Here is a 24,689-nt window from a genome sequence, read left to right as displayed (position 1 = left end):
TGGCGGGCCCGCCACGGGCCTCCCGTCCGATCCGGCTGACGTCGAAGACGTGAGCCGGGTCGCCGAAGCCGGTCAGGGTTCCAGCGTGCCGACGAGCGCCTGCTCGACGAGGCTGCGCAGCCACCGGTGCCCCTGGTCGGACGTGGAGCGCTGGTGCCAGGTCAGGACGACCGAAACCGCCGGCAGCTCGACGGGCGGCGTGAAGACCACGGTGTCGTCCGCGCGGACGGCACGTGACGCCACCGACGCCGGGATGACGACGACCGCGTCCGTCTCGCGCACGATCTCGACGGCGGCGCTCGTGGACGCGACCGACGCGACCACCGACCGTGACCGCCCGGTCGCGGCGAGCAGCTCGTCGATCCGGTCGCCGAACCGGCCGCGGCGGGAGACGACGACGTGCGGCACACCTGCCCACGCAGCCAGGTCGACGTCGGCGGTGCCCGAGGCCAGGAGCGGGTGCCCGCGGCGTGCCAGCCCGACCAGGGGGTCGGTCGCGATGTGCCGGTGGTCGATCTCGGCGGTCGCGGGCTCGGCGGAACCGATCTCCAGGTCCACGACGCCCCGCCGCAGGTCCGTGGTGTCGTCGTCCGGTTCGCCGAGGAACCGCAGGCCGACGCCAGGGGCGGCCCGGTGCGTGTGCTCGACGAGCCACGGGGCGAGCACGGAGACCAGGGCGTCGTGCGCACGGATCGTGAAGGTCCGGTGCAGGGCGCCGGCGTCGAAGGTCGTCTCGGGTGTCAGGACCTGCCGGCTGCGCAGCACGAGCGACCGGACCTCCTCGCGCATCGCGAGGGCGCGTGGCGTGGGCCGCATGACCCGGCCGCTGCGCACCAGGACCTCGTCTCCGACGGCGATCCGGATGCGGCCGAGCGCGCGGCTCATGGCCGGTGCCGACAGGTGCAGTCGGTCGGCGGCGCCCGTCACACTCTCCTCTTCGAGCAGGGCGTCGAGCGCGGTGAGCAGGTTCAAATCCAGTTGCACAAGACGCAATCTACCGGTGCGCGGAATGTACTGGCGCGCAATGACCGACGTTTATAGCGTTGCCCCCGGATCGACGGACCGCGTCGGCCGGGACAGGAGACGACCATGGACGACCACCAGCTGCTCGCCAGCGCGACGGAGGCGGTGACCGCGGCCGCGCAGGTGCTCCTCGAGCGCTTCTCGACCGCGAACCGGGTCGACGACGGGCGGTCGCTGCTCGCCGCGATCGACGCGAACGACGCGGCCTCGACGGCGGTGCTCCGACCGGCGCTCGAGCGCCTCCGGCCCGATGCGCAGTGGGACGACGACGAAGAGGGCGCCGGCACGCTCGGCCCGGGCGAATGGTGGGTGACCGACGCCGCCGAGGGCAACGTCAACCTGGTCCACGGATCCGCGAACTGGGGCGTGACCGCGACGCTCGTGCGCGACGACGTCCCCGTCCTGACCGCCGTGGTCCTGCCCGCACTCGACCAGGTGTTCACGGCCGTCCGCGGTGCCGGTGCGCGGTTGAACGGGACCCCGATCAGTTCCTCGCGGAAGACCGAGCTCGGAGCCGCCCTGGTCGGTACCGGTCAAGCGAAGCCGGGCGAGGCGCCGGCGGTTCGCCGCCGGATGAGCGACTCGATCGACCGGATGCTCGAAGCAGCACTTCTCGTGTCGGCCTCGGTCCCTGCGACGGTGCAGCTCGTCCAGGTCGCCACCGGGCACGTCGACGGCTTCTGGCAGTTCGGGCAGGTGCGGTCCGGCCTGGCTGCAGGAGCGCTCCTGGTGCACGAGGCGGGCGGTGCCGTCACCGACACGACCGGTGCCCCCTGGACGCTGGCGAGCGAGGACTGCATCGCCGCGGCGCCGGACCTCGCCCGCCCGATCGCAGCAGTGCTCACCCGTTGAGCCGCTGAGCCGCTGACCCCAACCCCTTGACCCACCCGTCGCACCTGACCACGAAGGACACCCCCATGACCACGACCACGACCATCTCCGTCCTCGGATCCGGACGTGTCGGGAGCACGCTCGCGCGCGGCCTCGTCGCCGCCGGCCACCCCGTCACCATCGGCGTCCGCGACCCCGAGTCCGTCCGGCCGCACTGGGCCGACACCGGGGTCGAGGTCGCCGACGTCGCGACCGCCATCCGGACCGCCGCGGTCGTGGTCAACGCCACACCGGGCGACACAACCCTGGAGCGGATGACCGCACTGCGGGCCGGATTCGCCGGACGGATCCTGCTCGATGTCTCGAACGCGACCACGCGGACCGCCGACGGGTTGCCGGGTGGACTCGCCTACCTCGACGGCAGCCTCGGCGAGCGGCTGCAGGCCGCCCTGCCGGAGACCCGGGTGGTGAAGAGCCTCAACACGATGCTGTTCTCGGTCATGACCGCGCCGGCGGCACTCGCCACCCCGCCGACCGCCTTCGTTTCCGGGGACGACGCCGCGGCGAAGGCCACGGTGGGCGACCTGCTTCGCAGCCTGGGTTGGCAGGACGGGTGGGTCGTGGACCTCGGCCCGATCGCCACCGCGTCCGGCCCGGAGTCGATGGCGCTGATGGTGCCGAGCCTGCTCGGCGCAATCGGTTTCGCGCCCTTCGCCCTGTCCGTCGCGCGCTGAGGACCGGAGGCGCGACCGGCGGCGACCACGGGGGTCCGGGGCGGGCGCACCAACCCCCGGATTCGGCACGACGAATACCGCTGATCAGGCCTTTTCGTCCTCGGAACCATGCCAGGATCGTCAGGTCCTGAGACGTCGGCGTCTCCGTCCGACCGTCTCGAAAGGCGCCGCCCCCATGTCGTTCTGGGCCCTCTTCCTCATCGCGCTCGGCGTCTCCGCAGACGCCTTCGCCGTCGCCCTCGGCAAGGGCCTGCACATGAAGCGCTTCGACGTGCGGCACGCGCTCGTCATCGCGCTGACGTTCGGTGCGTTCCAGGCGCTCATGCCCCTGCTCGGATGGCTGCTCGGTTCGGCGTTCGCGCAGTACATCGCCGCCTTCGACCACTGGATCGCGTTCGGGCTGCTCGCGCTGATCGGCGGCAAGATGCTGTGGGAGGCGTTCTCGAAGCACGAGGACACCGAGCAGGACACCGACCGTCTGCCGATCCGCGAACTCCTGGTCCTGGCGATCGCGACGAGCATCGACGCCCTGGCCGTCGGTGTCACGTTGGCGTTCCTGCCGGTGTCGATCGGCGGCGCGGTGCTGCTCATCGGTGTGACGACGGCAGTGCTGTCCTTCGCCGGCGTGGTCGTCGGGCGCCGCGTCGGAGCCCGGTTCGGCAAGCCGGCCGAGATCGCCGGCGGTGTCGTGCTCATCCTGATCGGCGTGAACATCGTGCTCGAGCACACGGGCATCATCGGCTGAGGCCGCGGTGTCGCGCCGCACGCGCCCGCGCCACCCGGCGCATGATGAACGCATGTCCCGCATCCTCGTCACCGGCTCGACAGACGGCCTCGGGCGGGCGACCGCCGACACCCTGCTCCGCGACGGGCACGACGTCGTCGTGCACGCCCGGAGCACGGCACGGGCGGAGGCAGTCGCCGACCTGCTCGACCGTGGTGCCACGCTCGTCGTCGCCGACCTGTCCGACCGCGACGCCGTGATCGCCGCTGCGCGCGACCTCGACGCCGGCGACCCGATCGACGCGGTCGTGCACAACGCCGGCGTGATCTCCGGCCGTGCGCTGATCCCGGTCAACGTCGTCGCGCCGTACCTGTTCACCGCGCTGCTCCACGCGCCGACCCGGCACGTGTACCTGAGCAGCGGGATGCACCGCGGCGGCCGGCCCCGACTGGACGGCGTCGACTGGGACGGCACCGCGGAGACGAACACCTACTCGGACACCAAGCTCTTCGTGACCGCGCTCGCCGCCGAGGTCGCGGCGCGCCGGCCCGGGGTCCTGAGCAACGCCGTCGACCCGGGTTGGGTCCCGACCAAGATGGGCGGCGCGGGGGCGTCGGACGACCTCGAGCTCGGGCACCGTACCCAGGAAGCCCTCGTGACCGACCCCGACGCAACCCTCAGCGGTGGTTACTGGTTCCACGGAAAGCGGCAGGAGCCGCACCAGGCGGTTGCTGACCCGCAGTTCCGCCGCCAACTCGTCGACGCCCTGGCGACGGCGACGGGCATCACCCTCTGAAGCAGGACAGGAGCACCATGTCGACGGTCAGGGTCCACAACTTCGCGATCTCGCTCGACGGGTACGGCGCCGGAGCCGACCAGTCGATCGACCGGCCGTTCGGGCACGCCGACGGCCGACTCATGGGGTGGTTCGCCGCCACGGCCACCTTCCGCGCGATGCAAGGAGCGTCCGGCGGGACCACCGATGTCGACGACGAGTTCGCTCGCGCCTGGGGACCGGAGATCGGTGTCGAGATCATGGGGCGGAACAAGTTCGGACCCCAGCGCGGACCGTGGCCCGACGACGGCTGGACCGGGTGGTGGGGCGACGAACCACCGTTCCACACGCCCGTGTTCGTGCTCACCCACCACCCGCGCGAGCCCCTCGAGATGGCGGGCGGGACGACCTTCCACTTCGTCGACGCCACCCCGGCGGAAGCGCTCGAGCTCGCCCGCCAGGCCGCACCGGGCCGCGACGTACGGATCGGCGGCGGGGTCGAGACAGTCCGCGAGTTCCTGCAGGCCGACCTGGTCGACCACCTGCACCTGGTCGAGGTGCCGATCGTGCTCGGCCGCGGCGAGCGGCTCTGGGACGGACTCGAGGGGATCGAGGAGCGCTTCGCCGTCGAGACGGTCGCGTCGCCGTCGGGGGTCGTGCACCGCACGTTCACGCGCGTGGCGCGCTGACCGCAGGGCGGGCACTGAACGCAGGGGGCGGCGGACGGGAGGAACGGTGCGGGCCCGCCACGGGCCTCCCGTCAGCACTGCGCGCCACGTCGACGGCCGCCGGCCGGGTCCCGGGGTTCTCCTGCGGATGGCAGGATGGGTCGACCCCATCGCCGACCAGATCCGGAGTGTGCACGTGACACAGGTCCCAGGTCGGCGTGAGCGGAACCGGCAGGACAAGCTCGACCGGATCACGGCTGCTGCCGGCGAACTGTTCGCCGAGCACGGCGTCGACGAAGTGACAACCCAGCAGATCGCGGAGCGCGCGGACATCGGAGCCGGCACGCTCTTCCTGTACGCGAAGACCAAGGGCGAGTTGCTGCTGCTGGTGCAGAACGCGAAGTACGACGAGGCCCTCGCGCAGGGCCGTCGAGCTGCTGAGGCGACCGACGACGTGCTCGATGCGGTGCTCGCGCTCGTGACGCCGATCGTCGCCTGCAACCGGGTGCAGGTGTCCAACGGGCGGACCTACCTGCGGGAGATGGCCTTCGGGGACCCTGGCGAGCCGCATCATGCGCGAGCGCTCGCGATCTCGGGGATGACCGAGCAGGCGATCGCGGCGATCCTGATCGACCGCTGTGGTCTCGACGACGCACGGGCCGCGATGCTCGCGCACGTGGTCTCGGCGGTGGTGTTCGTCACCATGGTGTCGCACGTCGACCCCGAGACCAGCGTGGCGAGCGTCGTCGAGTCGATCCGGGCGCAGCTCGGGGCGGTCCTGCCGCGCTGAGCCGGACTCCCGTCAGGCGACGGTGACGACGGTCTTGCCGCGCACGCGGCTCGTCCCGATCGACGCGAGCGCTTCGGGGGTCTGGTCGAAGGCGAACGTGGCGCCGACCACCGGGCGGATCGCGCCGGCCTGCACGAGGTCGGCGATCTGCTGGAGCTGCGCGCCGTCCGCTCGCATGAACAGGAACTCGTACGTGACCCCGAGTCGCTTCGCCTGCGCGCGGACCCCGCGGCTGATGCCGGCGATGACCAGTCGGATCACCGGGCCCAGCCCGGCCTCCTTCGCGAAGGCGGGGTCAGGGGTGCCGTTGATGCTCACGACCTTGCCGCCGGGGCGCAGCACGCGCAGGGACTTCTCGAGGTTCTCGCCGCCCAGACTGTCGAGGACGAAGTCGTAGTCGGACAGTTCCTGCTCGAAGTCCTGGGTGCGGTAGTCGATCACCACGTCGGCACCGAGCTCGCGGACGAAGTCGGCGTTGGCGGCCGACACCGTGGTGGCGACGTGGGCACCGAGGTGCTTGGCGAGCTGGATCGCGATCGTCCCCACGCCACCGGAGCCCGCGTGGACGAGCACCTTCGTGCCCGGTCCGACCCTGCCCTTCTCGACGAGCGCCTGCCACGCGGTCAGGGCGACGAGCGGCATCGAGGCAGCCTCGGCTGCGCTCACGTTCGACGGCGCGCGGGCGACGTCGGCTTCGTCGATGGCGATGCGCTCGGCGAACGTGCCGATGCGGTGGTCACGGGGGCGGGCGAAGACCTCGTCGCCGGGCTTGATCCGTCGGACGCCTGCGCCGACCGCGATCACGGTGCCGGCGACGTCGTGGCCGAGGACGAGCGGGGTCTTGTACGGCAGGATCAGCTTGAACTCGCCCTGGCGGATCTTCTCGTCGAGCTGGTTCAGGCCGGCGGCGGCGACGGCCACGAGGACGTCGTGGTCGCCGACGACCGGTTCGGGGACGTCAGTCTCGCGGAGGGGCTGCTTGTACTGGTCGAACGCGAAGGCGCGCATGGTGGTGCTCCTGAGGGTCGATGAGAAGACTCAATTCTGAGTGCACTCAGTAACCGATGTCAATCGGTCGACGTTGGGCCACCCGCACGAGGAGGGACTACCGTCGACCGCAGGTGACCCAGGCCCCCGGCTGCCGGCACGATCTCCTCGTCCGATGCCGACCGGAAACGCCATGTCCTCCTCGCAGACCGATCTCCCACACCAGCACGACCCGACGAGCTGGACCGCGCTCGAGGTCGGCCGGTGGGAAGCCCGCTCCGGCCGGTCCCACATCGGAACAGTCGTCTTCACGAACCGGTACGAAGTCCGTGGGTGGTCGGGCGAGGTCTTCGGCGACCACACGAGCCTGGAGAGCGCGAAGGCACAGGTCGAGGCGATGGCGCGGTGGAGCCTCGGTGAGCGACCGTGGTCACCCGACGGAGTCGACTGATCAGTCCATCGCGTCGTCGTAGATCCCGATCAGGCGGTCGAGGAACGCCTGCACCGTGGCGCGCTCGCTGTCGTCCATGTCGGCGACGACGTCCTCGATCCCCTCGATCAGCGGCAGCACCAGGTCGTACGCACGATCGGACGACCGCTCGGCTGCGGTGACCACGATCTTCCGGCCGTCGCTGGGGTGCCGCTCGCGCGTGACGTGGCCGGCGGACTCGAGTCGGTTGAGCACGAGGGTCATGGCGGCGGTGGAGATCTCCAGTCGCCGCGCGAGCTCGGTCGGGGTGGACCGTCCGTGGGTGATGAGGTGGTCCATCGCCTCGAGCCCGGCCGCGTCGACGTCGAGTGTCCGGGCGAGGTGTCGCTCGAAGCGCTGCTGCCGCACCCCGACCTGCTGCACCCGTGCGCGGATGTCGTCGTCGGGCAGCGGTCGCCCGTCGCGACGGGCGGCTTCGCGGTCGCGTCGGTCCTCGCGGTCGCGTCGATCTTCGCGGTCGCTCCGGGCGTCGCGGTCTCGTCGTCCGTCGGTGGGCGCTGTCGGTTCGTCGTGCGGCACGAGGTCGATGGTAGTCGTGTAGATTGCCAATCTCATTGGTAATCAAGATTCGAGGCAACATGTCGACCGACCGCAAGCGCGTCCTCATCTCCGGTGCGAGCATCGCCGGACCCGCCCTGGCCTACTGGCTGCACCGGTACGGCTACGACACGACGATCGTCGAGCGCGCGCCGGAGCTCCGGACCGGCGGCCAGAACGTCGACGTGCGGGGCGCCGGGCGCGAGGTCTCGCGGCGGATGGGGATCGAGGACGACATCCGTGCCGCCACGACCGGTGAGGTCGGCACGCGGTTCATCGGCCGCTCCGGTTCGGTCATCGCGGAGTTCCCGGCCGGAACCACGGACTCGGGCGGCGCCACGGCGGAGCTCGAGATCCTGCGCGGTGACCTCGCGCAGCTGCTCGTCAGCCGGACCACCGACACCACCGAGTACCGGTTCGGCGACCGCATCACCGGCATCGCGGACAACGACGGCGGCGCCGGCGACGGCGCCGGCGACGGCGTGACCGTGCAGTTCGAGCACGCCGCCGACGAGCGGTTCGACCTGGTGGTGGCGGCGGACGGCATCGGGTCGAGCACCCGGCGACTGGTCTTCGGCGACGAGCCCGAGATCCGGTCCCTCGGCCTCGAGACCTCCTACGCAACGATCCCCCGCACCGACGCCGACGACGACTGGTGGCGCTGGTACAACGCACCGGGTGGGCGATCGGTGACGCTGCGCCCGGACCCGCACGGCACGATCCGGGCGACGCTGTCGTTCGTGACCGATCGGACACGGGAGCGCGCCGGCTCCGAGCGACGGTCGATCGAGGAGCAGCGCCGCCGACTGCACGAGGTCTTCGCCGATGCCGGCTGGGAAGCACGTCGTGTGCTCGCAGGCATCGACGCCGCCGACGACCTGTACTCCGAGTCGATCGGGCAGGTCCGTGCGCCGCGGTGGTCCGAGGGTCGGGTCGCGCTCGTCGGCGACGCCGCGTACTGCGCCTCACCGGTCAGTGGCATGGGCACGAGCCTGTCGCTCACCGGGGCGTACGTGCTGGCCGGTGAACTCGCCGCACACGTCGACCACCGCGATGCACTCCGGGGCTACGAGCGCATCATGCGGCCGTACGTCACCCAGGCGCAGCAGCTGCCGCCGGGGGTGCCGCGGGTCGCGAACCCGAAGAGCCGGCTCGGGATCGCCGCGTTCGGTGCTGCGGTTCGGGTCGCCTCCACCCCGTTCATCGGTCGGCTCGGCGACCGCTTCTTCACGCCGCCGGCGGACGCGATCGACCTGCCGGACTACGCACACCTCGGCTGACGTGCCACCTACAGGAGCCCGGTCAGGACGCCGCCGTCAGCCCGGATCGCGGCGCCGTTCGTCGCGGAGGACAGCGGGCTCGCGAGGTAGGTGACGAGCGCCGCGATCTCGGCCGGGTCGATGAAGCGCTCGAGCAGGCTGGTCCGGTTCTGACCGATGATCGCGGCCTGCATCGCCTCGACCGGAAGAGCCTGCGCCTCGGCGATCGCCTCGACCGTCGTCGCGACACCGTCGGAGTACGTGGGACCGCCGAGGACGGTGTTGATCGTGACCGAGGTCCCACGTGTCTGCTTCGCGAGTCCGTTCGCGAGCGCGATCACCGCGGCCTTGGTCACGCCGTAGTGCACCATGTCCGCGGGGACGTTCACGCCGGACTCGCTGCCGATGAACACGATGCGACCCCACCCGCGTTCGAGCATCCCGCCGAGCAGGTGCCGCGACAGGCGGACCCCGCTCATCACGTTGACCTCGAAGTACCGGGACCAGTCCTCGTCGGCGATCGACTCGAAGGCGGCGAGGCCGAAGAGTCCGACGTTGTTGACGAGGACGTCGACGTCATCGAGGGACCCGAGCAGTCGGGTGACGTCGCCCGGGTCTCCGAAGTCGGCCGCGATGCCGGACACCGTGGTTCCCGGCTGGTCACGCCGCAGGCGATCGACGGCTGCTTCGACCCGGGCGTCCTCCCGGCCGTTGACGATCACGCGCATGCCCTCGGCCGCGAGTGCGGAGGCGATCGCGTACCCGATGCCCTGCGTCGATCCGCTGATGAACGCCGTTCTGCCTCGGAGTTGCAGGTCCATGGATCCTCCTTCGTCGTCCCGCGTCACTCGACCCGGTGACTTGCTTGAGCAAGTCACCGTACGGCCGTTTACTTGCTCAGGCAAGTCACCGGTCGTACGATGCCGTGATGGCACCGCCCGATGAACCACACGGCCTGCGCGGCGAACGACTCGAGATCTGGGCAGCCGTGGCGACGATGCTCGAACGGCTCCCGGTCGCCCTGGACGCCCAACTCCAACGAGACAGTGGCCTCACGCACTTCGAACTCGGGGTCCTCACCGCCCTCGACGCCGCGCCGGACAGGACCCTGCGGATGAGCACGCTCGCCGGGTACGCGAGCTCGACGCTCTCGCGACTGTCCCGCGCGGTGACTCGGCTCGAGGCGAAGGGGTGGGTGCGCCGTGTGGTCGACCCGACGGACGGCCGCTTCACCCTCGCGGTCTTGACGGATGACGGGCACGGCAGGGTCCTCGAGTCGACGCCCGCGCACCATGCCCTGGTCGAGCGCCTGGTGTTCGACACGCTCACCGAAACCCAGACGCGGCAGCTCGGGGTCATCGCGCGGAGCATCGGCGACGCAGTGGACGCAGCTCCGGCGTGGACGCCGCCCAGGGCTCGCCAGCCGTGACCGGACCGACACGTCCGGGCCGCACCACGCTGGTGCGGTAGGTTCCTGCCCAACGCATTCCGGACGCGAGAGAGGGGACGCGGATGGCCCAGGGACACCGCTCGCCCCCCACGATGAGCGACGTCGCAGCCGTCGCGGGCGTCTCGAAGAAGACCGTCTCGAACGTCCTCTCCGGCTACGAACACGTCTCGGCCCGCACCCACGACCGGGTGATGGCTGCGGTGGACGAACTCGGCTACGAGCTCAACGTCTCGGCCCGGAACTTCCGCGCCGGCCGGTCGAAGGTCATCGGCCTGGCGGTGCCGGAGCTACGGCAGGCGTACTTCGCCGAACTCGCCGACGCCGTCATCCGCGCCGCCGGTGCCGTGGGCTACACGGTGCTCATCGAGCAGACCGCGAGCGGTGTGCGCGAGGCGGACGCGATCACCCGGATGCGCGAACACTCGATCGACGGCATCATCTACAGCCCGCTGACGGTGCGGTCGAGCGATGCTCCTGCGCTCGAGGTGAAGTTCCCCCTCGTGGTGCTCGGCGAGCCGATCCCGGACAGCCCGGTCACGTTCATCACGATGTCGAACGCGGACGCGCTGCACGACGCGACCGCGCACCTGCTCGACGCGGGCCGTCGTTCGATCGCCTTCATCGGTTCCGAACCGTCGGGGCCGGTACGGACGGCGCAGGAGCGGCTCCGCGGGTACCGCGAGGCGCTCGCCGAGCACGGCGTGGCGTTCCGACCCGAACTCGTCGTCCCCACGGCGCTCTGGCACCGGGCCGAGGGGGCAGCGGCGGCGCGGGCGCTGCTCGACTCCGGCGTCGAGGTCGACGGGATCGTCTGCTGCAACGACGCCCTGGCGCTCGGGGCGATGAGCGCGTTGCAGCTCGCCGGTCGGACCGTGCCGGACGACGTCGCGGTCGTCGGCTTCGACGACATCGAGGAGTCGGCGTACGCGACGCCCGCGCTGACCACGGTGTCGGCCGACCTGGACCGGGTCGCGGCGACGGCGGTCGGGGTCCTCGTCGAGCAGCTCGAGGAGGACGCGGCCGTCGGTCCGGGCGTGCTGCGCTCGCCGCATGCCCTGGTCGTGCGGGCGTCGTCGGCGCCCGTCGTCGTGGAACGCACGGTCTCCGCCTGAGGTCTTGACCTGCCCGTCGAGCACGGACTACTGTCCAGATTTACACCGGTGTAAATCCGGCATGGACGAGGTTCCGCACACCGAAGTGCGGGACGGATGGCAGGTTTTCGATGAAGAAGCACATCGCGGTCGTCGCGCTCGCAACAGCGGCGGCGATCTCCCTGGCCGGATGCGCCGGCTCCCCCGGATCGTCCGCGAACGCCCACGTCGACCTGACGTTCTGGCACGGGTACACCGAGGCCGACGGCAAGGTCCTGGACGGCATCGTCAAGGACTTCAACGAGTCGCAGGACAAGGTCACGATCACGACCCAGACGAAGACGTGGGCGGTCATCGACGACACGATGCTCCCCGCGCTGACGGCGAAGAAGGGCCCGGACATCGTCGCGATGACCTCGGACCGACTGCCCGTCTACGCCGAGAAGAAGGCCCTCGTCGACCTGAGCGACTTCTACGACGACGACACCAGCAACACCGGCGAGCTCAAGGAGCAGGCCGTCGCGATGGAGCAGGTCGACGGCAAGGAGTACGGCGTCCCGAGTGGCTTCGTGCCCCTGTCCGTGATCTACAACAAGAAGCTCTTCGCCGAGGCCGGCATCGACGCGTTCCCGACGACGTGGGACGAGTGGGTCGCCGACGCGAAGAAGCTGACGAAGGACGAGAACGGCGACGGCACCCCGGAGCAGTACGGGCTCGTGCTGCCGGACCACCAGACGGTCGGCAACGGCATCTGGCCGAGCCTGTTCGCCGGCAACGGCGGCTCGATCACGAACGACGCCGGCACGAAGTCGACCATCGACTCCGCTGCGAACGTCGAGACGCTCGAGTACTGGGCGAAGGCGATCCGGCAGGACAAGATCTCGCCGACCGGTGTCGACGGCATCGCGGCCGACAAGCTCTTCACCGCCGGCAAGACCGCCATGGAGATCGGCGGCCCGTGGATGGCCGGCGTCGCGAAGGCGTCCGACATCGACTACGGGATCGCCGCGATCCCGGCCGGGCCGAAGGCGCAGGTGGCCTCCGCCATCGGCATCTCGCTCGGCGTGACCGCACAGACCGACGACCCGAAGCAGGCCGCTGCCGAGGACTTCCTGCGGTACTTCAACGAGAAGAACGTCGCGACCAAGTGGGCGCTCGGGTCGGGTTGGCCGTCCCTGCGCACCGACGTGACCGCCGCCGACGTCGACGCGAACCCCACCGTCGCGGCGCTGACCGGTCTGCCCGGCACGACGATCCCGCTCCTCCCGGGCGTCGTGAACAGCGGTGACGTGCTCACCGCGCTCGACACCGCGACGCAGAAGTCGATCGCGGGCGGCGACCCGGAGTCGCTCCTCGGCACCGCAGACACCGACGTGCAGTCAGCCCTGAAGTAGAGGACCACGATGACCACGCAGCAACTCGGCCGACGCCGTCGGTACCGACCCCCGGGACAGCTCGGCGGCCGGACGCCCCTGAACGGGACCTTCCGCCGCCGTGCGACCGTCGTCGGCTTCCTCGCACCCGCGATCGTCATCCTCGGGGCGTTCGTCCTGTGGCCGATGCTCTCGGCACTGCGGCTGTCCTTCACGGACGCCAGCGGCTTCGGTGACCCGAGCTGGGTCGGCTTCGCGAACTACGTCCGGGTCTTCACCGACCCGGACGTGGTCCGCTCGATCGGCAACACGGCGCTGTACTCGGTGCTGTTCACCCCGGTCGCGATCGCCGTGGCGCTGGTGCTGGCCCTGGCGCTCAACCACCCGGCGTTGCCGTTCCGCGGCTTCTTCCGCTCGGCGCTGTTCCTGCCGTTCATCGTGTCCCTGGCGGTCGCCGCGTTCGCGTGGTCGTACCTGCTCGACCCGCAGATCGGCCTGCTGAACCACTGGCTCCAGGTGGGCGGCATCCGGCTCGGCAACGTCCTGCAGGACCCGACGCTCGCCATGCCGACCGTGGTGCTCGTCGCGGTCTGGAAGAACTTCGGCTTCTACATGGTCATCTTCCTGGCGGGGCTGCAGGAGATCCCGACCAGCCTGTACGAGGCGGCGCAGCTGGACGGCGCGAACGGCCGCCAGCGGTTCGCGAACGTGACGTTCCCGATGCTCAGCAACACCATGGCGTTCGTCGTCATCGTCGCGCTCATCGCCGCACTGCAGGCGTTCGACCAGATCTACGTCCTGACCGGCGGCGGGCCGTACCGGTCGACCGAGACGATCGTCATGCAGATCTACCAGTCCGGGTTCAAGGACCTCGACCTCGGCTTCGCGTCCGCACTGGCGTACGTGCTGCTCATCGCGACCCTGCTGCTGAGCCTCGTGCAGTTCCTGTTCTTCGGCAAGCGCGGAGAGGACACCGCATCATGACCGCACTCCCCCGTCCGGCCACCGCGGTCCGGCGCAGGACCGTGGCCCGGCGCCCACCGTCGATGCGCTGGCTCGGCTTCGCCGCGGTGCTCATCGTCACCCTCGCGGTGCTGCTCCCCGTGCTCGTCATCGTGTTCACGGCGTTCAAGCCGGCGAGCGAGGTGAACGCCTACCCGCCGACGCTGTTCCCGCACACGTGGACGCTCGACAACTTCCGGGCGATCTTCACGCAGTTGCCGTTCGGCCGGCTCATCCTGAACAGCTTCGCCTTCGCCGGCGGGGTGACGGTCTTCGCGCTGGCGTTCGACGCGCTCGCCGCCTACGCGCTGGCCCGGCTCGACTTCCGGGGCAGCAAGGTCCTGCTCATCGTGATCATCGCCAGCCTGATGATCCCGTTCCAGGCCACCCTGATCCCGATCTACCAGCTCGTGTCCGACCTCGGGTGGGTGAACACCTTCGCCGGCCTCATCGCACCACGGGCGGCGGACGCCTTCGGCATCTTCTTCCTCCGGCAGTTCTTCGTGTCGCTCCCCCGCGACCTCGACAACGCGGCGCGCATCGACGGTGCGTCCGAGTGGCGGATCTTCCGGAGCATCATCCTGCCGAACGCCGTACCGGCACTGCTCACCCTCGGCATCTTCACCTTCGTCAACAACTGGAACGACCTGCTCTGGCCGCTGGTGTTCACCACCGACCAGGACATGGGGACCATCACCTCGGGGCTGACCCTGCTGACCGGACCCGGCGGCATCATCCCGCAGGGCGTGATGATGGCCGGCGCCCTGATCGCCGTGCTGCCCCTCGCCGTCATGTTCCTGCTCGTGCAACGCCGCTTCATCGAGAGCGTCGCCAGCACCGGGCTCAAGTGACGACGACCTCGCGCGGTCCCCTCGGGGGCGCGCCCACCACGAAACGAGACACCATGCACTGGTCCGACGACGGACGGCTGCACTTCGCCCTGGGCATCGAGGACACCTTCGTCCCGCAGGCCCGCCCGGGCGAGCGCCCCATCGACGAGTACGAACTCACCGACCACTACCGGCAGTACGCCGCCGATCTCGGCCTGGCCGTCGACGTCGGCGCCGAGCTGCTCCGCTGGGGCGTGCCCTGGTACCGGGTCGCCCCCGAGCACGGTGTGTGGGACTGGTCGTGGGTCGACGATGTCATGCAGCGCTTCCGTGAGACCGGCCTGCGGCCCGTCATCGACCTGCTGCACTACGGCACACCGCTCTGGCTCGACGGTCAGTTCGCGAACCCCGACTACCCGGCGCACGTCACGGAGTACGCCGCCCGGTTCGCCGCCCGGTACGGCGACGTCGCGACCGACTACACGCCCGTCAACGAGCCCGTCATCCACGCCCTGTTCTCCGGCGAGTACGGGTACTGGCCCCCGTACCTGACCGGTGCCGAGGGTTCTGCCCGGATCGCCTCGGCGCTGGCCAAGGGGTTCGTCTCCACCCAGCACGCGATCGCCCGTGAACTCGGTGACGCCGCCACCTTCGTGCACGTCGACGCCGGCATCCGGTACGTCGGCGACGTCGATGCCCCCGAGCACCGCGACACCGTGGCGCGGCTCCGAGCCCAGACGTTCCTGGTCGAGGACCTCGTGACCGGCGGCGTCGACGACCACCACCCGCTCGTCGGACGGCTGCGCTCCGGCGGGGTCACCGACGCGGACCTGGACTGGTTCCGCCAGCACGCTGTCCGGCCGGACGTGATGGGCGTCAACTACTACCCCCTGCACTCCACCGAGGTCTTCGAGGCCGGCGTCCACCACGGCGGCGGCTTCGCGGACCCGCGTCCGTACCGGGACACGGGGGCCGAGGGGCTCCGCGACGTGCTGACGACGTACGCCGAGCGGTACGGCGCCCCGGTCATGCTGACCGAGACGTGCGTCACCGGGTCCGTCGACGAACGCATCGGCTGGCTCGACGATTCCGTGGCCGCCGTGCACGAGCTCCGTGCCGAGGGCGTCCCGGTGGTCGGGTACACCTGGTGGCCGCTGTTCGACATGTACGAGTGGACCTGGCGGCACACGGACGCACCCCGCCAGGAGCACCTGCTCACGATGGGCCTCTTCGACCTCGTCGAAGACGGCGACGGCGGGCTCGACCGCCGTCGCAACCCGGTCGCCGACGCCTTCGCCGCGCATGCGCGGCAGGAACGGGCCGTGGCAGCGGCCCTTGCGGCGACCACCTGACAGACGGGAGGCGCGGGTCGGGTCGGTCCCGTGCCTCCCGTCCGCCCCGCACCACGTCTCAGGCCGCGACCGCTCCGTCTGCCGGCTCGCGCAGGGCCGGGCAGTGCTCGGCAGTCGGGTGCTCGCTGATGGCGATGACCTCGTCGAGCCGGCCACGCGCGGCCTCGAGCTCCGCCATCTGCGCCGTGATCCGGTCGCGCTCGGCGACGAGCAGCGCGAACGACTCCGGCGTCGCGTGCCCGCTGTCCACGCACGGCAACAGCTGCACGATGGTGCGGCTCGGCAGACCGGCGGCGAACAGCTGCTGCACGAGCTGGACGCGCTCGACCGCCGGGGTGTCGTAGACGCGCTGCCCGCTGGTGGTCCGCGACGCGGTGAGCAGTCCCTGCTCTTCGTAGTACCGCAGCGAGCGCACGCTGGCGCCCGTCTCCGCGGCGAGGTCGCCGATCCGCATGCGGTCTCCGATCCGGGGCTTGCCCCTGACATGGATGTGAGGTCTTAGCGTAACCGAGCCGCTGCGGGAGACACCCGCGCGGCAGGAGGAGACACCATGGACATCGCTGGATCGGTCGCACTCGTCACCGGCTCGAACCGGGGCATCGGACGCCGCTTCGCCCTGCAGCTGCTGGAGCGCGGCGCCACCAAGGTCTACGCGACCGCACGCCGACCCGAGCTCGTGGACATCGAGGGCGTCGTGGCGCTGCCGCTCGACATCACCGACCCGGCGTCGGTCGAGGCGGCGGCGGCAGCCGCCGGCGACGTCACCCTGCTCGTGAACAACGCGGGCATCTCGACGACGGGCTCGCTGCTCACCGACGACCTCACGGACGCGCGCCGCGAGATGGACACGCACTACTGGGGGAACCTCGCGATGATCCGGGCGTTCGCACCGGTGATCGAGCGGAACGGCGGCGGCGGCATCGTGAACGTCCTGTCCGCACTGTCCTGGTTCGTCTACCCGGGATCCGGCGCGTACGCGGCGGCGAAGGCCGCCGAGTGGAACCTGACGAACGCCGTCCGGTTGGAGCTCGCCGGCAAGGGGATCAGCGTGCAGGGGCTGCACCTCGGGGCGGCGGACACGGACATGATGGACGGCTACGAGGGGCCGAAGGTCGACCCGGCCGACGTGGCGCGGGCCGCGCTGGACGGCGTCGAGCGGGGTGCGGCCGAGGTCGTCGTCGACGAGTGGAGCAGCGCGGTGAAGGCGTCGCTGTCGCAGGACCCGTCGGCGTTCTACGCGCAGTTCGCCTGAGCAGGGTGACGCCGGGGCGTGGTGGAGCCCCGGCGTCGGGCCGCGGCTGGGAGTGCTCACATCCGCGGGTCCCACACTGACGCCACGGTGTCGCCGTACCGAGTCCGAGATCCTCTCGAGCTCCCGCGGGGATCCGCCAAGGGAGTCATCATGACGGACCAGTCCGAGGCGGCCTCGACGCCGCTCGCGCTCACGAGTGTGGTGGCCTCCGGCCTGCCCACCGAGCTCGGCAAGCCCACGGCGGCGAAGTACTACGACGTCCCGGCGGTGTTCAACCGCCGACCCGACGCAGCCGAGATGGCCGGCCTCCGCGGTGCCGACGGACACGCGCAGCTCGTGACGGCCGGCTACCCCGACGTCACGCTCGACGTGCAGGACCGTCGTCTCGTCATCGGCAACACGAACCTCGGACAGCTCGAACGCGGTCTCGCCACGGTGGTGGCGACGATCGTCGACGTCGTGAGCCGGGCGTCGTTGTTCGACAAGGAGCAGGTCCGTGACGCAGCGCGCATCGAGTTCGACGACCGCACGGCCCGGGCCCGCGAGGTCACGCGAGCGGCGGAGCGGATCCACTTCGTGCCGGAGCCGTCGCGCGTCAGCGCGGGCTGACCGTGTCCGCGCGGGTCGACGTGCCCGGCGGGCGACGCCAGCGGGGCACTGCGCTAGCGTTGCAGCACGCGGGGACCGGATCAGCCCCGTGTTCACGGACCCGGATGGTTTCCTCGCGATGAACGACTTCACGACGGCAGTCTCCGCACTGCAGGCCGCACCCGACGGCACCGACATGTGCCCGCCGTTCCTGACGACGCTGCCCGTGACCGGGGTCGGCATCTCCACCCTCGGCAACCCACTCGGGTCGGCGACGGTGTGCGCGAGCGACGCGCGCGCCGCGCGGATCGACGAGATCCAGTTCGACCTCGGCGAGGGCCCGTGCTGGCAGGCGTTGACGACCCGCCGCCCGGTCCTGGAGTCCGACCTGTCCGGCACGACGAACACCGACTGGCCCCTCGCGCTCGAGGAACTCCTGCGCGCCGGGGTCGGGGCGGTGTTCTCGTTCCCGATGCGCATCGGGACGATCCCCGTCGGCGCCGTCGACCTGTCCGTGGACAGCGAGCGCACCCTGACCGTGGGGCAGATCCGCGGCGCCGTGGAGCTCACCGAGGTCGCAGCCCGTCGGGTGCTCCGTGGTGCGTTGCTCGCCGCGGCCGCCGACGGCCGTGCCGACATGGGCACCAGCCGCTACTCCCGACGAGAGGTGCACCAGGCGACCGGCATGGTCGCAGCACAGCTCGGGGTGGACGTCACCGACGCCCTCCTCGTGCTGCAGGCGCACGCCTTCGCCACCGAACGCACCGTCCGCGACGTCGCCACCGACGTCATCGCTCGCCGCATCGACCTCGCCCGGCCGTACGGTTCCGAGAACTGAGGAGCACGCACCATGGCACCGACCCGCGAGCGCCGGCTCATCGACACCTTCGTCACGCTGACCGACACCCTCGTCGACGAGTACGACGTCGTCGACCTGCTGCAGAACCTGGTCGACAGCGTCGTCGACATCTTCGACGCCTCGGCGGCCGGCATCCTGCTGGCCAACCAGCACCAGGAACTCGAGGTCGTGGCGTCGACCAGTGAGCGTTCCAGCTTCGTCGGACTCCTGCAGCTCGACGCCGGCGAGGGGCCGTGCGTGGAGTGCTTCGCGACCGGTCGTCCGGTGTCCGTCAGTGACCAGGCGGAGATGCAACGCCGGTGGCCGACGTTCGCGGCCGCGTCCGCCGAGTCGGGGTACGCGTCGGTGCACGCGATCCCGATGCGGTTGCGGGACACCACGCTCGGGTCGCTGAACCTGTTCCGCGAGACCGAGGGGGCGCTGAACCGCGACGACGCCGTGGCTGCACAGGCCCTGACCGACGTCGCGACCATCAGCATCCTGCAGCAGCGGACCCTGCAACACGCGGCGCTGACGCAGGCGCAGTTGCAGCGAGCCCTCGACAGCCGGGTCGTGATCGAGCAGGCGAAGGGCTTCGTCGCGTACACGCACTCGGTCGACACCGAGGCGGCGTTCGAACTGCTGCGGCAGTACGCGCGGTCGAACCAGGAGCGCCTCGCCGACGTCGCCCGAGCCATCGTCGAACGCCGCCTGGTCCTCCCCGCCTGATCCCGTGTGTCCCCGGTCCGGGCCGGCGTACGATCACGAGCAAGTCGTAGCCCCGGACCCCGGTTGCAGGCGCAGCACTGGATCCAGGAGGAAAGCATGGGCGACGAACTGGTCGTACCGACGGGCTACCGGAAGACCGAACGACGGTCGCCTCGGACCGACACCACCTCCACGTACACCGCGCTGCTCGCGCAGGTCCGCACCGCTGGGCTCCTCGGTCGCCGCACGGGCTGGTACTGGGGCCTCATCGCAGTGCTCGCCGCGCTGCTCGGCATCACCGGCGGGGCGTTCGCCGTGCTCGGCGGCTCCTGGTACCAGTTGATCGTCGCCGGGGTGCTGGGCGCACTGTTCACGCAGTTCGCGTTCCTGTCGCACGAGGCTGCCCACCGACAGGTGTTCGCGTCGCACCACTGGAACGACCGGGCGGCCCGGTACGCCGGCACGTTCCTGACCGGCATCAGCTACGCGTGGTGGATGAACAAGCACACCCGGCACCACGCCAACCCGAACACCGTCGGCAAGGACCCCGACATCTCGTTCGACGCGATCTCGTTCCGACCCGAGGACGCTGCCAGCCGGACCGGGTTCCTGCGTGTGCTCGTCCGCGTGCAGGGGTACGCGTTCTTCCCGATGCTCCTGGTCGAGGGTGTGAACCTGCACTGGCAGTCGATCCGCACGTACACGAGCCGTGGGCCGGTGAAGCGACGGTGGGCCGAGGGATCGGTCTTCGTCGGCCGGTTCGTGCTCTACCTGGGAGTCGTGTTCTGGTTCCTGCCGGTCGGCCTGGCCTTCGCGTTCCTCGGTGTGCAGCTCGCCGTGTTCGGGTTCCTCATGGGGATCGCGTTCGCGCCGAACCACAAGGGCATGCCCGTCATCGAACCCGGTCGCCGCGTGGACTTCTTCTCGCGCCAGGTCCTGACCTCGCGCGACATCGGTGGTGGCGCCTGGGTCGAGTACTTCATGGGCGGCCTGAACCACCAGGTCGAGCACCACCTGTTCCCGAGCATGGCCCGGCCGAACCTGCGGGCCGCCCGGGACATGGTCCGGAAGTACTGCGCGGACCAGGACGTGCCGTACACCGAGACGACGCTGGTGCACTCCTACGTCATCGTGGTCCGTTACCTCAACGAGGTCGGTCTGGCGGCTCGCGATCCGTTCGCGTGTCCGATGGTCGAGCGGCTGCGCTGACCGACCGCGACGGCTGGGCGCTTCCTGTCCTGTTGGCGCAGCCCTGGACCTGACGGGGCTCATCGGCGAGCATGGACCCGATCAGGGACGGCGGGCACAGGGGCCCACCGCGGGAAGGGCAACCATGCGTCCTGTCAGGAACACGCTCACCACCGGGGCGGTCATCGCACTCGTCGTCGGCCTCACCGCGACGGCGGCACCCGCGCAGGCGGCGACGCCGGGGGCATCGACGCCGGCCGCCGGAACCCGCTGCGCCACGGGGACGCTCTCGGTGCAGACGCTCCGGTCGGGGTGCACGGTCTCGTCGGGCACGGTCGTGCTGCCCGACGGCCGCACCTTCGCCGTGCCGGCGCCCGGTGAGAGCGTCATGGCCAGCAGCTCGGCGGCGCCGGGTGCTCCGGAGCTGGCGGAGGTCGTCATCGCGAACACCGGCACCGGCGGTGTCGCGGTCCGCATCGACGAGGCGTGGAGCGGTTCGGCGCCCGCCGTGCGCCGCGAGCAAGCGAGGAGCGCGGCAGCCAGCGCCGCCGCCGGCGCACCCGCAGCACCGGCCGCCACGGCCGCGGCCACCACCAAGTGCACCAGTACGGCCAACGCACGGAACCCGTACCGCTGGTCGAGCACGGTGCAGTGGTACTACAACGAGTCCGGCCAGAAGTCGTCGTACGCCAAGGACGCCCTGCGCAAGGCGGCGAACGCGTGGACCGGCACGATCGCGTCGTGCGACCGCACCGTGACCTCGTCGGCCCGGAACTCCTACGTGCGCCTGGCGACCCAGGTGCCCGGGCTCACCGACAAGGGCGGCTGCTCGAAGAGCAACGGCTACAGCGTCGTCGGATGGGGCAAGCTGCCCTCCGGCACCCTCGGCGTGACGTGCGTCTGGTACGACGGCAACGGCGTCGCGAAGGAGTCCGACCAGCGGTACGCCACCAGCTACAAGTGGAGCTCGACGACCACCTGCTCGGGCGCACGGTTCGACACCCAGGCCGTCGCCACCCACGAGTGGGGACACCTGTACGGACTCGGCCACGTGAAGACCGGGACCGGTCAGGTCATGGAGCCGTCCGGCGGGTACTGCGACACCGGCTCACGCACGCTCGGGCTCGGCGACATGACCGGCATCGCAGCGATCTACTGAAGCGCGGCCGCGGGCCGCGCCCCGTCGTCAGACCGCGCCCCGTCGTCAGACGGCGTCGGCGCGCAGGAAGTCTGCGATCGGGGTCGATCCCGAGTTGAACCGGATGGTGTTGCCCGCCGTGCCGGGGGTCTCGAGCACGTCCGCGATCACGTGTGCGACGTCGCCGCGCGGCACGTCGCTCGACGAGCCCGCCCAGTCGACCGAACCGGTGGCGTCGACGTCCGTCAGGGTGCTCGGCGCCACGATGGTCCACTGCAGACCGGAGTCGCGCACCACGGCGTCGGCGATCGCCTTCGACTGCGCGTAGGCGAAGAAGTCGTTGTCCTGCGGTACCCCGTGGTCGAGCTGCGACCCGGACCACGACACCATGACGTAGCGGTCGACGCCAGCCTGCTTCGCACCCTGCACCGACAGGATCGCGGCGTCGCGGTCGATCGCCCAGGTGCGGTCGACGGACCCGCCGCCGGCACCGGCCGACCACACGACGGCGTCGTGCCCGTGGACGAGCTCCGCGAAGTCGGTCAAGGACTGCTGCTGGATGTCCGCGACACGGGGTTCGCCGCCGTGGGCGCGGATCTCGTCGGACTGGTCCGCGTCGCGGATGACCGAGGTGACCGAGTGGCCGCGGTCGCTGAGGATGCGGGTGGTGAGGAGTGCGACCTTGCCGTGGCCGCCGAAGACGATGACGTTGCTCATGCGGCGGACGCTACTCGGGCCGGCTCAGTACCCGCAGTCCGTGAGGACCCTCGGAGCGCTCGCGGCCCGCGTGCGTACGGTCGGACCTGATCACGACTGGAGACACGATGAGCACGCAGCACGAGCAGCACACCCTGGTCCGCACCCTGGTGCTCGGCATCCTGAGCGGCGGCCGCAGCGCCACCCCGCTCGCGGTGCTGGCGCTGAACCACGACCGGTCCTCGCTGAAGGGGTCGTGGCAGGACTGGAAGGTCTTCAGCACCCCGCTCGGCCGCGGACTCCTCGTCGCCTCGGCCGTCGGTGAACTCATCGGCGACAAGCTGACGATGACCCCGAACCGCATCTCCCCCGCCGGCCTGATCGGCCGCATCGGGTCCGGTGCGCTCGTCGGCGCAGCACTCGGCACGACCGGCAAGCGCGACCTGCGCATCGAGGGCGCGATCCTCGGCGGCGTCGGTGCGATCGTCGGGTCGTTCGTCGGGTGGGGTGCCCGCAAGCTCGTCGGTGCCACCACCCGCCTGCCCGACCCGGTCGTGGCGCTCGCCGAGGACGCCGCGACCATCGCCGGCTCCGTGAAGGTCATCACCGCCGACTGATGCGCATCGTCGTCATCGGAGCCACCGGCCACATCGGCACGTTCCTCGTCCCCCGCCTCGTCCGCGCCGGTCACGAGGTCGTCGCCATCAGTCGCGGCACCAGCACCCCCTACGCCGACTCCCCCGAGTGGCAGCGGGTCGAACGCGTCACCGCGGACCGTGAGCAGGAGGACCGCGACGGCACGTTCGGAACGCGGATCGCTGCGCTCGACGCCGATGCCGTCGTCGACCTGGTCTGCTTCACCGAGCCGTCCGCCGCCGCCCTCGTCGAAGCGCTCCGCGGCACGGGCACGCACCTCGTGCACTGCGGCTCGATCTGGCGCGCGGGTGCATCCCGTGTGCTGCCGATCACCGAGGACGACTTCACGCCGCCCTTCGGCGACTACGGCGTGCAGAAGGACGCGATCGCCCGGATGCTCAAGGAAGAAACCGCGTCAGGGGGTTTGGCGACGACGACGCTGCACCCGGGTCACATCAGCGGTCCGGGCTGGATGCCGATCGGTCCGCTCGGCAACCTCGACCCGTCGGTGCTGACGAGGCTGTCCGCCGGTGAGGCGATCGAGTTCCCCGGGCTCGGCGCCGAGACCATGGCCCACGTGCACGCGGACGACGTCGCGCAGGCCTTCCAGCTCGCCGTCGAACGCCGCGAGGCGGCGGTCGGCGAGGACTTCTTCATCACGGCGCCGACGGCGCTCACCGCGCGTGGGTACGCCCACCTGGCAGCGTCGTGGTTCGGCCAGGAGGCCCGGCTCGAGTCCGTCAGCTGGGACCGGTTCCGCGAGACCACGACTCCCGAGCACGCTGGCGCCAGCTGGGAGCACCTGTCACGCAGCCAGGTGTTCAGCGTCGAGAAGGCCCGCCGTCTGCTCGGCTACACGCCGGGCTTCACCGCCGAACAGACGGTGCTCGACGCCGTCCGCTGGCAGGTCGACCACGACCAGATCGAGGTCGCCGGCCCCCTTGTCGTCTGAGGGACCGGCCGCGACCTCAAGCGGCGGGCGCACCCTCGTTCACGGCGGCGAGCCCGTTGAGCGTCCGCGGGTAGCCGGTCACGGGCACCAGGACGGTGAGCACGTCGAGCAGCTGCTGCCGGGTGTTCCCGACGTGCAGGTTACCCGCGACGTGTCCCGTGACCTGCGCGTCCGCGCCGCCGAGCGCGACGAGGACCGCGAACGTCAGCAGCTCACGCGTCGGCAGGTCGAGCCCGTCCCGTCCGACGGTGTCACCGAAGCAGTTGCCGGACAGGAACCGCTGGAAGTGCACGGTGTCGCCGGCGGCGTTCTCGTACATCGCGTCGACACGTCCGGCGCCGACGACGGCGCTCTGGACCGCACGGCCCCGTTCGAGTCGGTCGTCGGGGGTGGTCGTCGACCGGCACGGGAGCGGCAGCTCGACACCGCGCGCGGTCAGGACGTCGTTGGTGATCGTGAGGAAGTCCGAGGCGCGCGCGGACCCGACGTAGGCGACGGCCTGGTAGCCGATCTCCTTCGCCTCGACCGGGGTCAGTGACTCGTCGAGCGCGGTGTCGAGCAGCTGTCGGAAGGCGGTCTGCGCGCCGGCGGCGATCATCGCGCCGAGCTGCACGACCGCGCGGTCGTGGCTGCTGAGCGACGCGTGCTGCAGCGTCTCGTCCACGAAGTCGGCGTGGTACTGGGCGAACTCGGGGTCGGTCTCGGCGAACGTCATGCCCCCGACGCTACGACCGCCCCGCCGACCGAGGGAGGTAAGGGCCTCCCCCCTTTCACCGT

General features: G+C 70.9%; 29 protein-coding genes. 22 read left to right on the top strand and 7 right to left on the bottom strand.

The window, feature by feature from the left end:
* Positions 1-72: 72 nt before the first annotated feature.
* On the bottom strand, positions 73-984 hold the full coding sequence (locus ACIPV1_RS17365; RefSeq protein WP_173169042.1) for a LysR family transcriptional regulator: 912 nt from the start codon (positions 982-984) through the stop codon (positions 73-75).
* 105 nt (positions 985-1,089) lie between these two features.
* On the opposite strand from ACIPV1_RS17365, the gene ACIPV1_RS17360 reads away from it, so the two are divergent.
* The 6 genes from ACIPV1_RS17360 to ACIPV1_RS17335 all read left to right on the top strand — a co-directional run bounded on the left by ACIPV1_RS17360 (position 1,090) and on the right by ACIPV1_RS17335 (position 5,545).
* A complete protein-coding gene (locus ACIPV1_RS17360) occupies positions 1,090-1,875 on the top strand; it encodes an inositol monophosphatase family protein (protein ID WP_123937105.1) in 786 nt (261 codons plus the stop codon).
* Between the two features lie 65 nt (positions 1,876-1,940).
* Positions 1,941-2,588: an NADPH-dependent F420 reductase gene (locus ACIPV1_RS17355; protein ID WP_402726918.1), complete on the top strand. Its 648-nt coding sequence runs from the start codon at positions 1,941-1,943 to the stop codon at positions 2,586-2,588.
* Between the two features lie 175 nt (positions 2,589-2,763).
* A complete protein-coding gene (locus ACIPV1_RS17350) occupies positions 2,764-3,333 on the top strand; it encodes a manganese efflux pump MntP family protein (RefSeq protein ID WP_123937103.1) in 570 nt (189 codons plus the stop codon).
* Between the two features lie 52 nt (positions 3,334-3,385).
* A complete protein-coding gene (locus tag ACIPV1_RS17345; protein ID WP_402726917.1) occupies positions 3,386-4,108 on the top strand; it encodes an SDR family NAD(P)-dependent oxidoreductase in 723 nt (240 codons plus the stop codon).
* A 17-nt stretch (positions 4,109-4,125) separates the two neighbouring features.
* A complete protein-coding gene (locus tag ACIPV1_RS17340) occupies positions 4,126-4,776 on the top strand; it encodes a dihydrofolate reductase family protein (RefSeq protein WP_123937100.1) in 651 nt (216 codons plus the stop codon).
* Positions 4,777-4,903: 127 nt separating this feature from the next.
* Positions 4,904-5,545, top strand: coding sequence for a TetR/AcrR family transcriptional regulator (locus ACIPV1_RS17335; RefSeq protein ID WP_402726916.1), 642 nt, complete (start codon positions 4,904-4,906; stop codon positions 5,543-5,545).
* Positions 5,546-5,557: 12 nt separating this feature from the next.
* Here the strand turns inward: ACIPV1_RS17335 and ACIPV1_RS17330 are convergent, their stop codons facing one another.
* Positions 5,558-6,553 carry an NADP-dependent oxidoreductase gene (locus tag ACIPV1_RS17330; protein WP_402726915.1) on the bottom strand — a complete coding sequence of 332 codons (996 nt, stop codon included), beginning with the start codon at positions 6,551-6,553 and terminating at the stop codon, positions 5,558-5,560.
* 154 nt (positions 6,554-6,707) lie between these two features.
* Here ACIPV1_RS17330 and ACIPV1_RS17325 point away from each other — a divergent pair, with 154 nt between their 5' ends.
* Positions 6,708-6,983 carry a hypothetical protein gene (locus ACIPV1_RS17325; RefSeq protein ID WP_123292961.1) on the top strand — a complete coding sequence of 92 codons (276 nt, stop codon included), beginning with the start codon at positions 6,708-6,710 and terminating at the stop codon, positions 6,981-6,983.
* Here ACIPV1_RS17325 and ACIPV1_RS17320 read toward each other — a convergent pair whose 3' ends face one another.
* Positions 6,984-7,541 (bottom strand): MarR family winged helix-turn-helix transcriptional regulator, encoded by a 558-nt coding sequence (locus ACIPV1_RS17320; protein WP_402726914.1) that lies wholly within the window; start codon positions 7,539-7,541, stop codon positions 6,984-6,986.
* Between the two features lie 59 nt (positions 7,542-7,600).
* Here ACIPV1_RS17320 and ACIPV1_RS17315 point away from each other — a divergent pair, with 59 nt between their 5' ends.
* Complete coding sequence (locus tag ACIPV1_RS17315) at positions 7,601-8,839, top strand: FAD-dependent monooxygenase (protein WP_402726913.1); 1,239 nt, start codon at positions 7,601-7,603, stop codon at positions 8,837-8,839.
* Positions 8,840-8,847: 8 nt separating this feature from the next.
* On the opposite strand, the gene ACIPV1_RS17310 is transcribed toward ACIPV1_RS17315, so the two are convergent.
* Positions 8,848-9,639 carry an SDR family NAD(P)-dependent oxidoreductase gene (locus ACIPV1_RS17310; protein WP_131845123.1) on the bottom strand — a complete coding sequence of 264 codons (792 nt, stop codon included), beginning with the start codon at positions 9,637-9,639 and terminating at the stop codon, positions 8,848-8,850.
* A gap of 107 nt (positions 9,640-9,746) precedes the next feature.
* On the opposite strand from ACIPV1_RS17310, the gene ACIPV1_RS17305 reads away from it, so the two are divergent.
* From ACIPV1_RS17305 to ACIPV1_RS17280, 6 genes are all read left to right on the top strand, one after another.
* On the top strand, positions 9,747-10,247 hold the full coding sequence (locus ACIPV1_RS17305; protein ID WP_333924900.1) for a MarR family transcriptional regulator: 501 nt from the start codon (positions 9,747-9,749) through the stop codon (positions 10,245-10,247).
* 113 nt (positions 10,248-10,360) lie between these two features.
* A complete protein-coding gene (locus ACIPV1_RS17300; protein WP_185094119.1) occupies positions 10,361-11,380 on the top strand; it encodes a LacI family DNA-binding transcriptional regulator in 1,020 nt (339 codons plus the stop codon).
* 110 nt (positions 11,381-11,490) lie between these two features.
* On the top strand, positions 11,491-12,753 hold the full coding sequence (locus ACIPV1_RS17295) for an ABC transporter substrate-binding protein (protein WP_123937085.1): 1,263 nt from the start codon (positions 11,491-11,493) through the stop codon (positions 12,751-12,753).
* A gap of 9 nt (positions 12,754-12,762) precedes the next feature.
* On the top strand, positions 12,763-13,716 hold the full coding sequence (locus tag ACIPV1_RS17290) for a carbohydrate ABC transporter permease (RefSeq protein ID WP_111083634.1): 954 nt from the start codon (positions 12,763-12,765) through the stop codon (positions 13,714-13,716).
* Positions 13,713-14,585: a carbohydrate ABC transporter permease gene (locus tag ACIPV1_RS17285; RefSeq protein ID WP_123937084.1), complete on the top strand. Its 873-nt coding sequence runs from the start codon at positions 13,713-13,715 to the stop codon at positions 14,583-14,585. The genes ACIPV1_RS17290 and ACIPV1_RS17285 overlap by 4 nt, the downstream gene beginning before the upstream one ends.
* A 53-nt stretch (positions 14,586-14,638) precedes the next feature.
* Positions 14,639-15,916, top strand: coding sequence for a family 1 glycosylhydrolase (locus ACIPV1_RS17280; RefSeq protein WP_402726912.1), 1,278 nt, complete (start codon positions 14,639-14,641; stop codon positions 15,914-15,916).
* A gap of 58 nt (positions 15,917-15,974) precedes the next feature.
* On the opposite strand, the gene ACIPV1_RS17275 is transcribed toward ACIPV1_RS17280, so the two are convergent.
* Entirely contained in the window at positions 15,975-16,370 is a 396-nt protein-coding gene (locus ACIPV1_RS17275) for a MerR family transcriptional regulator (protein ID WP_131877865.1), read from the bottom strand.
* A gap of 96 nt (positions 16,371-16,466) precedes the next feature.
* Between ACIPV1_RS17275 and ACIPV1_RS17270 the strand changes: the two genes are divergently transcribed.
* The 6 genes from ACIPV1_RS17270 (at position 16,467) to ACIPV1_RS17245 (ending at position 21,649) form a co-directional block, all read left to right on the top strand.
* Positions 16,467-17,168, top strand: coding sequence for an SDR family oxidoreductase (locus ACIPV1_RS17270; protein ID WP_123292971.1), 702 nt, complete (start codon positions 16,467-16,469; stop codon positions 17,166-17,168).
* 150 nt (positions 17,169-17,318) lie between these two features.
* Complete coding sequence (locus ACIPV1_RS17265) at positions 17,319-17,777, top strand: hypothetical protein (RefSeq protein ID WP_123339352.1); 459 nt, start codon at positions 17,319-17,321, stop codon at positions 17,775-17,777.
* A gap of 118 nt (positions 17,778-17,895) precedes the next feature.
* Positions 17,896-18,594, top strand: coding sequence for a GAF and ANTAR domain-containing protein (locus ACIPV1_RS17260; protein WP_131845127.1), 699 nt, complete (start codon positions 17,896-17,898; stop codon positions 18,592-18,594).
* A gap of 12 nt (positions 18,595-18,606) precedes the next feature.
* The gene (locus ACIPV1_RS17255; RefSeq protein ID WP_402726911.1) at positions 18,607-19,323 is read left to right on the top strand and encodes an ANTAR domain-containing protein; all 717 of its coding nucleotides are present in this window, start codon (positions 18,607-18,609) and stop codon (positions 19,321-19,323) included.
* Positions 19,324-19,419: 96 nt separating this feature from the next.
* On the top strand, positions 19,420-20,511 hold the full coding sequence (locus tag ACIPV1_RS17250) for an acyl-CoA desaturase (RefSeq protein WP_123937079.1): 1,092 nt from the start codon (positions 19,420-19,422) through the stop codon (positions 20,509-20,511).
* Between the two features lie 124 nt (positions 20,512-20,635).
* Positions 20,636-21,649 (top strand): matrixin family metalloprotease, encoded by a 1,014-nt coding sequence (locus ACIPV1_RS17245; protein ID WP_402726910.1) that lies wholly within the window; start codon positions 20,636-20,638, stop codon positions 21,647-21,649.
* Positions 21,650-21,694: 45 nt separating this feature from the next.
* On the opposite strand, the gene ACIPV1_RS17240 is transcribed toward ACIPV1_RS17245, so the two are convergent.
* On the bottom strand, positions 21,695-22,345 hold the full coding sequence (locus ACIPV1_RS17240; RefSeq protein WP_402726909.1) for an SDR family oxidoreductase: 651 nt from the start codon (positions 22,343-22,345) through the stop codon (positions 21,695-21,697).
* A 107-nt stretch (positions 22,346-22,452) separates the two neighbouring features.
* Here ACIPV1_RS17240 and ACIPV1_RS17235 point away from each other — a divergent pair, with 107 nt between their 5' ends.
* Both ACIPV1_RS17235 and ACIPV1_RS17230 read left to right on the top strand, forming a co-directional pair.
* The gene (locus ACIPV1_RS17235; RefSeq protein WP_402726908.1) at positions 22,453-22,941 is read left to right on the top strand and encodes a DUF4126 family protein; all 489 of its coding nucleotides are present in this window, start codon (positions 22,453-22,455) and stop codon (positions 22,939-22,941) included.
* On the top strand, positions 22,941-23,912 hold the full coding sequence (locus ACIPV1_RS17230) for an NAD-dependent epimerase/dehydratase family protein (protein ID WP_402726907.1): 972 nt from the start codon (positions 22,941-22,943) through the stop codon (positions 23,910-23,912). The genes ACIPV1_RS17235 and ACIPV1_RS17230 overlap by 1 nt, the downstream gene beginning before the upstream one ends.
* Before the next feature lie 16 nt (positions 23,913-23,928).
* On the opposite strand, the gene ACIPV1_RS17225 is transcribed toward ACIPV1_RS17230, so the two are convergent.
* Positions 23,929-24,627, bottom strand: coding sequence for a carboxymuconolactone decarboxylase family protein (locus ACIPV1_RS17225; protein ID WP_402726906.1), 699 nt, complete (start codon positions 24,625-24,627; stop codon positions 23,929-23,931).
* Positions 24,628-24,689: the final 62 nt, after the last annotated feature.

Source organism: Curtobacterium sp. NPDC089991, from assembly GCF_044748425.1.
Lineage (GTDB): Bacteria > Actinomycetota > Actinomycetes > Actinomycetales > Microbacteriaceae > Curtobacterium.
Note: the sequence above shows the minus strand (reverse complement) of the source record. Positions and strands in the feature narration are given on the sequence as shown.